This window comes from Bradyrhizobium sp. 134, assembly GCF_023074155.1.
Lineage (GTDB): Bacteria > Pseudomonadota > Alphaproteobacteria > Rhizobiales > Xanthobacteraceae > Bradyrhizobium.
In genome coordinates this window covers 573,323-580,721 of the sequence record NZ_JADPKX010000046.1, presented here as the reverse complement: position 1 = coordinate 580,721, position 7,399 = coordinate 573,323, and the positions used below count along the sequence as shown (strand labels likewise).

7 protein-coding genes and 1 pseudogene are annotated in these 7,399 nt (G+C 57.2%); 5 read left to right on the top strand and 3 right to left on the bottom strand.

Annotated features, from left to right (window positions below; all coding sequences use genetic code 11):
* The 5 genes and pseudogenes from IVA75_RS20115 to IVA75_RS20095 form a co-directional block, all read left to right on the top strand.
* On the top strand, positions 1 to 305 hold a 305-nt coding region (locus IVA75_RS20115), incomplete at its 5' end, for a hypothetical protein (protein ID WP_247284056.1).
* Positions 306 to 430: 125 nt separating this feature from the next.
* Positions 431 to 1,282, top strand: coding sequence for a type IV toxin-antitoxin system AbiEi family antitoxin (locus IVA75_RS20110; RefSeq protein ID WP_247284121.1), 852 nt, complete (start codon positions 431 to 433; stop codon positions 1,280 to 1,282).
* Positions 1,272 to 2,191: pseudogene (locus IVA75_RS20105) on the top strand (nucleotidyl transferase AbiEii/AbiGii toxin family protein). The gene IVA75_RS20110 and the pseudogene IVA75_RS20105 overlap by 11 nt, the downstream one beginning before the upstream one ends.
* Complete coding sequence (locus IVA75_RS20100; RefSeq protein ID WP_247284053.1) at positions 2,188 to 2,847, top strand: restriction endonuclease; 660 nt, start codon at positions 2,188 to 2,190, stop codon at positions 2,845 to 2,847. Before IVA75_RS20105 ends, IVA75_RS20100 begins: the two are co-directional and overlap by 4 nt.
* A complete protein-coding gene (locus IVA75_RS20095; protein ID WP_247284035.1) occupies positions 2,844 to 3,143 on the top strand; it encodes a hypothetical protein in 300 nt (99 codons plus the stop codon). The genes IVA75_RS20100 and IVA75_RS20095 overlap by 4 nt, the downstream gene beginning before the upstream one ends.
* Before the next feature lie 13 nt (positions 3,144 to 3,156).
* Here the strand turns inward: IVA75_RS20095 and IVA75_RS20090 are convergent, their stop codons facing one another.
* The 3 genes from IVA75_RS20090 to metE form a co-directional block, all read right to left on the bottom strand.
* Positions 3,157 to 3,432 carry a tyrosine-type recombinase/integrase gene (locus IVA75_RS20090; protein ID WP_345956730.1) on the bottom strand — a complete coding sequence of 92 codons (276 nt, stop codon included), beginning with the start codon at positions 3,430 to 3,432 and terminating at the stop codon, positions 3,157 to 3,159.
* Between the two features lie 66 nt (positions 3,433 to 3,498).
* Complete coding sequence (locus IVA75_RS20085; RefSeq protein ID WP_247284033.1) at positions 3,499 to 4,161, bottom strand: DUF6538 domain-containing protein; 663 nt, start codon at positions 4,159 to 4,161, stop codon at positions 3,499 to 3,501.
* Between the two features lie 872 nt (positions 4,162 to 5,033).
* Complete coding sequence (gene metE, locus IVA75_RS20080) at positions 5,034 to 7,349, bottom strand: 5-methyltetrahydropteroyltriglutamate--homocysteine S-methyltransferase (RefSeq protein WP_247284030.1); 2,316 nt, start codon at positions 7,347 to 7,349, stop codon at positions 5,034 to 5,036.
* Positions 7,350 to 7,399: the final 50 nt, after the last annotated feature.

The window sequence follows — 7,399 nt, the reverse complement described above, 5'->3', positions numbered from 1 at the left end:
CAGGGTGGCCGCATTCGTTCGGATCGGGTGGCCGCTTTCGATCGGAATCGGTGGCCGCCTTCCGTCGGAATCGGTGGCCGCTTTGCCCCGGATTCCGCAACTTTGTTCATCAGGAACGACCGGACGATGCTGCACGGGTGTTCAACCGGTTGTATCTGGGCCAGCTTTTGGAAATGCCGTCTACAAGGCACTGTTTTGCCGATGACGCCGAAATTGAGGGTGACCTCCAATGGGCGGGCTTCGACCGCTTCGATGGAAGAGGAGATCGCGGCCGGTACAAACGTGAGGTACGCCACACCGGCTGAGCGAACGCTCCCTCCGAGTCTCTTTCGACCGAGTTTAAGATTATTAAGTTTTACATAGTCAAACTATGCGTTTTTGCCCTTACTTAAACTGGCGCGGAGTTTACGAATCTGCTATTTTGCTCAGTATGGCTAAGCGAATATCTGGAAAGCTAAACTGGATCGAAAAGCATCTTCCTGAAGGACTGATGGTTGATGCCGCATGGCTTGAAAAGCACGGCTATTCGACGGGCCTCCGCAGCCAGTACGTCGCGGCGGGCTGGCTGGACCAGCCAACCCGGGGCGTATATCGCCGCCCCCGCGGCGAGCTTAGTTGGCAACAAGCCGTCATATCCCTGCAAACGATCCTGAACGCAAGTCCTGTGATCGTCGGGGGAAAAACTGCGCTCGACCTCCAAGGCTTCGCCCATTATCTCCCGACGAAAACCAAAGAGATACATCTCTATGGACCGAAGCCCCTTCCCCATTGGCTAAACAAACTGCCTCTGACGGTCCGCTTTAATCATCACAACAACCGCAAACTGTTCAATAACGACCCGATCACGATCGGCATCAGCAGCCTAAAATGGGATGTGACCCGTGCGCAAGGAAGCACGAACGATCCATTGGATGGCGGCGCGTTCAATGTCCTTCCTTGGGGGCAGTGGGACTGGCCCCTGACCTTATCGACACCCGAGCGAGCCATTCTCGAAGCCCTCGACGAACTTCCAAATCATGAGAGCTTCGATCAGATCAACAAGCTGATGGAAGGGCTCTCAAACCTGAGCCCGCGCCGCCTCCAAAAATTGCTAACTGACTGCAAAAACGTCAAGGTGAAACGACTGTTCTTCTTTTTCGCCGATCGTCACAAGCATACCTGGCTCAAGCGCCTCGACAAACAAAAGGTCGATTTAGGCAAAGGCAAACGCTTGGTCGCGAAAGGCGGCCGACTGGATCAGACGTACCAGATCACAGTACCGGAATCCTTCCATGCCGTTTAACGACCAATACCGGAAACAGGTGGCGCTTCTCATACGCACCTTGCCCTTTGTCGCGGCGGAAAAGTGCTTCGCCTTCAAGGGTGGCACCGCCATCAACCTCTTCATCAGAGACATGCCTCGCCTGTCGGTCGATATCGATCTGACCTACCTGCCGGTGCGACCACGGCCCGAATCCTTGGCGGATATCGACGCCGCCATGAACCGCATTGCTGCAAGCATCAAAAGCGGCATTGCCGGATCTCACGTGACCCCAAGCCGCGCCGATGGGACCATTACGAAGCTGATCGTCCGGGCCGACCATGTCCAGATCAAAATCGAGGTAACGCCCGTCCTGCGCGGCTGCGTCTAGGAACCTGAAACACGGCCCGTTTCGGAATCCGTCGAAGAGGCCTATGGATTTGCCGAAATTCAGGTGGTCTCGTTTGCCGATCTTTACGGCGGAAAAATCGTGGCCGCCCTTGATCGTCAGCATCCTCGCGACCTCTTCGATGTTCGGGATCTACTCGCCAACGAGGGCATCAGCGATGACCTGCGCAAAGCGTTCATTGTTTATCTCCTGAGCCACGACCGTCCGATGTCCGAGGTTCTTGCGCCCACCCGGAAGGACATCACCGACGAGTACCTTCACAGTTTCGAAGACATGACCGATCAGCCCGTGTCTCGGAAAGTCTGATCGCGGCCCGTGAGACCCTTATCAGTTCAATTGTGGGGGATATGCCCGACGGGCATCGCCAATTTCTGGTTGGATTCGAACGAGGTCAACCCGACTGGTCGCTTCTTGACGTGGCTGGCGTCGCCGATTTGCCGGCTGTTAAATGGCGGCAACAGAATCTTGACCGGATCGAAAAGGCCAAACGCGAGCAACTCGTTCGACGCCTGGAAGAAGTTCTGCTCGGGACCGGAACGTGAGTTACGATTTTTCCTCCCTCTCTCATCCCGATTTCGAAAGTCTATGCCTCGACTTGGCGGGCGCTCACGCCGACTTAAGATTTGAGGCGTTTAGCCCCGGCCCGGACGGCGGCATCGACGGTCGGCACGCCAAAGCCAATGAACTGACCATCCTTCAGGTCAAACACTATCGGGGATCGAGTTTTTCCGATTTGAAGCGTGCAATGCGGCACGAACAAGATTCGATCGAGACCCTGCAGCCGACCCGTTATATTTTGGCGACTTCTCATTCCCTAACGCCGGACAACAAAGCTGCGCTAGCCGAAATCATTGGATGCCCGCTCCAATCTGAGAGCGATATCCTCGGCCCCGCCGAACTAAATCGCTTGCTTAGGGAAAACCGCGGTATCGAGAAAGCGCATATCAAGCTTTGGCTATCAAGCACGGCGGTCCTTGATCAGATCGTCAATGCCGCACTCAGCGGGTTCACCAACACGACCAAGGACGAGATCGAGAGGAAGGTTAAGTACCGCACATTCCCGCGATCTGAAGAGCAGGCCAATCTTCTAGAAAAAAAATCATCGAAGTCGTCGGATATGACCCGTCAAGTGATGCGCTTGCCCAAATGTGGGACAAGGTCGATCTCCACCTCGGCTCGGAGCTGTCTGAGCAGATGACAGAAGCATTTCAAGCTGCCATTCAGCGACACCTCGATGAGGCCGAGTCGGTTGTCGATCGACTGGACTCAGAATCGGAGCTCGAAGATCACCAAAAGGCATTGGTGAAATTAGCATCGCGCATTGGTGGGGACGCAGACCCCGCCCTTCAGCACGCGAAAGCCCGAATTCGTGCGTTGAATAGCGAAACGCCGGATGAACCTCTGGAACCCGTTCCCGAGCCTAAGTCGCGGGAGCCGGACAAGTTTACGGACACAGAAATCCTCAGCCTGTTTTCAACCTTGCGCCGTCACTGACCAGCGCGCGCCATCATTGATATTTCAGCAACCGAAATTGGTCGAGCAGGTCCGCCCAAGCCTGCATCAATTCGACCCGCTTCTTCCAGTAGGTCGCGCGGTTATAGGCGCGGCGCACCTCGTTCTCTTCTTTGTGACCGAGCAAGGCCTCGATCACGTCCGGATCGAAGCCGCGCTCATTGAGGATCGTGCTGCCGGCGGAGCGGAAGCCATGGGCCGTCATTTGCTCCTTGGTGTAGCCGTCGTGCATCGCTGTGACCGAGGAACTCTCCAACCTGACGAACGACACGGGACCACTCGTAAAGCGTTTTAGCCGCCGGACGTCGCTCGGCCGCCCATCCCTTTACAAGATCCGCTAATGGCAGAGGGGCAACAGCGTCGGCGGCAATAACGTCACTGCTGTAACCGCAGGCGAGAACATAGTCGGAATAGCTTCGCCGTTTACCAGCCGTTCGAGCATGAGGCTGGCGCGTTGCACGGCTGCTGCAATTGCCTTGGCTGGCGTTCGGCGGTTCCCTTCATCTGGCTTGAACCCACAGGCCTTGAGGCGTTCATCGGCGCCGTCCAAGCACCACATTTCTATGCTTAGGCGTTCGAAATCGTCTGGATTGAGGTCGGACAAAAATGTGCCGTCATAGATTTGGCCCGCCTTCGGCTTGGGTGCCGGGGCAAATAGCCGACCTCCGAGTTCAACATTCCAGACTGTCTGCAGCGAAGGATTATCTCTGTGTTGCTCAAACCACCGCTCGTAAGCAAAGGCAGCCAGTTCGTGGGCTTCCCGTTCGGTTAGATCCTTGGCGCCGGCGCGCAGATTGGCCCATCGCTCCTCGATTTCGGCCAGCGCTTCAGTGTGCTTCCGCTTGGCCTCGATGGGATCTCGCGTGCCGAGACTGCGCTTCTCTTCGCGCTTGCCAACGAGCGCACGCAGGTCTTCCGGGACACCTTTACGGAGCCAGTAGACACCACTCTCAGAATGCTTCCAGGGACGAGACATTGGCAAGGGCATTTGTACCAGCATTTTGCACCACGCGGGTACCGTTAAGCCTCTGATCTTGCCTACTTCTTTCTAAACCAATGGTTTAGAAGGGGAATGGTGCCCAGGAAAGGACTCTTACCTCCAAGTCATCGGCCGGACACCACTCCGGTCGAATCGCGCCAGTCACGGCGGTCCGCGCCATGCATGGCGCACCAAAAAAACGCCCAGCCTCCTCGGGAGGCCGGGCGAAGGTCACGCAGGAACAACACTGCTTTACGCATCGCACCAGCTTTCGCCGGTAGGGAGGACTACCGGCGATCGATTTACGGCGAGGGCATTCGCCGTCAAACAACGAGAAGCGGATATCACTCCGCGCGAAATCTGGAGCCGCTTGCCTTCCGCTCCTGTCGGAAACTTCACGACTTGTCCACCACTCGCCCGCTGTCCAACTGGCACGGCAGTACCTTGATCGAGCTGGGATCCTTCGCGCAAGCGGTTTGGCCGCCGTGCCCTGAAACACAAGCGGCAGTTTGCCGTCGCGCAGCAGCATGGCACCCCCAAACACCAACAACGCTCGATTATCTTCCCGGCGCCAATTTCGTATGACGTTCCGTAAGGGCGGTAAAATAGATTGTTGTGATGGGACGCATCCACGCCGTGGATAAATGAAAAAGTAGGGCTGTGCTTCGCGTCGAGCGTTAATGACGTCGCAATCGGACCCGATCGGACCTCGCCGGCATGCTGTCGGCCGTCGGGTCGAGAATCGAGCTTGTCGCCGGCTGTATGCGACCGCCTCCGCCGACGCCCGCCCGCATTCCGCGGGGCTGGGAACTTTGAAAGCTCACAAGGAGATCGTAAGCCCCCAAAGCGCGTGCATCTTGTTCACAAACGCGTTGGCGAAACGCTCCGGCCCATCATGGCTCGGCCCGCAACTCGCGTGCGGCGGCCACCATATTGACGAGCGCGGGACGAACCTCCTCCCACCTTCGCGTTTTCAGTCCGCAGTCGGGATTGATCCAGAGCTGCCGATCGGAAACTCGCTGCCGCGCCAACACAATCAGCTGCTTGATTTCCGCCGCTGCGGGAATGCGCGGTGAATGAATGTCATAGACGCCGGGCCCGATCTCATTGGGATATTTGTAGCTCTTGAAGGCCTCGAGCAATTCCATCTTAGAACGCGACGTCTCGATTGAAATGACGTCGGCATCCATTGCTGCGATCGCATCGATGATTTCGTTGAACTCGGAATAACACATGTGAGTGTGGATCTGAGTTCCGTCGGCGACGGGGGAGGAGCAAAGGCGGAAGCTGTCCACCGCCCAATCGAGATAGTTCTTCCACTGCGATTTGCGTAGCGGCAATCCCTCCCGCAACGCAGCCTCGTCGATCTGGATCATGGTCGCTCCAGCCGCCTCAAGGTCGATGACCTCATCTCGGATCGCGAGAGCGATCTGTCGGCATGTCTCGCGCCGCGAGATGTCGTCACGGACAAACGACCAGTTCAGGATCGTCACCGGTCCGGTCAGCATAGCCTTGACGGGTTTTTTGGTCAGAGACTGCGCATAGCGCCACCATTCAACTGTCATGGGCTTCGGCCGGGAGACATCTCCGAACAGGATAGGCGGACGAACGTACCGCGAGCCATAAGACTGAACCCAGCCATGCTTGGTGAAAGCGAAGCCCAACAGCTGCTCGGCAAAGTATTGAACCATGTCATTGCGCTCGAACTCACCGTGTACGAGCACGTCCAGGCCGATATCTTCCTGCCACTGCACGGTACGGGCTGTCTCCGCTTTCAGAAGCTGCTCGTACTGCGTGTCATTCAACGTCCCCCGCGCATGATCCGCGCGCGCATTCCGGACATCGGCCGTTTGCGGGAAGGATCCGATGGTTGTCGTTGGAAACATCGGCAATGCGAACGCGACGCGCTGGACGTCGGCACGCTGGGTGAACGCACTGCGACGGCGAAGCATGCTATCATCGATCGCGGCGATTCGTCCGGCGACATTCGCATTGTGGATCTCGGGCGATGTTTCGCGGGTGACGGCTGCCTCCTCCGAAAGCGCAAGTTCATCGGCCACCTCGGCAGCATGGCCGGCCAGCGCTTTGCCCAATATCGAAAGTTCCTTGATCTTCTGAACTGAGAACGCCAGCCATGTCTTCAGATTGGGATCGAGATCGGTCTCTAGCTCAATGTCGATCGGAACATGAAGCAGCGAGCAGGAAGGAGCAATCTGAACACGGTGCCTGCCCAATTTTTGGACCATAGGAGCAAGTTGGTCGAGCAGCGCCGGAAGATTGGAGCGCCACACGTTCCGACCATCAACGACGCCTAGTGAGACCACGAGATCTCTACGGGTTGTGGCGACAATTGAGTCCAACTGGTCAGGTGCCCGAACCAGATCGACATGAAGCCCGGCAACGGGCAAGGCCAAGGTTGTTTCAAGATTGTCGCCGATAGCCCCGAAATATGTGGCCAGCATTATTTTAAGGGCCGGCACAACCTTTGCGAAATGAGCGTAGGCCCGGCGGACAGCTGCCCGCGATGCTTCGTCGACGTCCATCACCAGGCACGGCTCGTCCAGCTGAACCCATTCAGCACCGCGCGAGGATAGTTCGCGGAGAACATCGACATAGACTGGGAGGAGCCGATCGAGCAGCGACAGCGGATTGAATGCGGGATTTGCGCTTTTGCCAAGCTTCAGGAAAGTGACTGGGCCAACTAGGACGGGGCGCGTTTGGTAGCCGAGGCTTTTTGCCTCCTCATATTCCTCGATCGGCTTTCGAGAGGAATACTTAAAGATCTGATCCCGGTGAAATTCCGGCACCATGTAGTGGTAGTTGGTATCGAACCACTTCGTCATTTCCTGTGCGGCTACGCCAGGCCCGTGCTGAGCGTGACCACTGTCCTGAGCGCCACGCGCCATGGTGAAGTAGGTCTTGAGCGACACAGGACCTTCGGTCCAGCCATAGACGTCGGGAATGGCGCCGACCATTAGGCTGGTATCGAGCACATGGTCGTAAAACGAGAAGTCATTCGAAGGAATGACGGTCGCACCGCGGGATTTCTGCCGTGCCCAATTAGCGGCACGAAGTCCACTCCCCGCCTCGAGGAGCTCGGCTTCGCTGGAGTTTCCCGCCCAGTAGCTCTCGAGCGCGACTTTGAGTTCGCGTCGTGGGCCGATGCGTGACGTCCCCAGTGTGGCAACGGGAAGCGAAAGAAAAGACATAGCTCAGACCCCATGATTGGGGCAGAGGCCATGGCGGACGCATGCAGCGA

Excerpts from the sequence above, each read along its gene's own strand:
- IVA75_RS20110 (WP_247284121.1), top strand. The coding sequence starts at position 431 with ATGGCTAAGCGAATATCTGGAAAGCTAAACTGGATCGAAAAGCATCTT.
- IVA75_RS20095 (WP_247284035.1), top strand. The coding sequence starts at position 2,844 with ATGACAGAAGCATTTCAAGCTGCCATTCAGCGACACCTCGATGAGGCC.
- IVA75_RS20085 (WP_247284033.1), bottom strand. The coding sequence starts at position 4,161 with ATGCTGGTACAAATGCCCTTGCCAATGTCTCGTCCCTGGAAGCATTCT.
- metE (WP_247284030.1), bottom strand. The coding sequence starts at position 7,349 with ATGTCTTTTCTTTCGCTTCCCGTTGCCACACTGGGGACGTCACGCATC.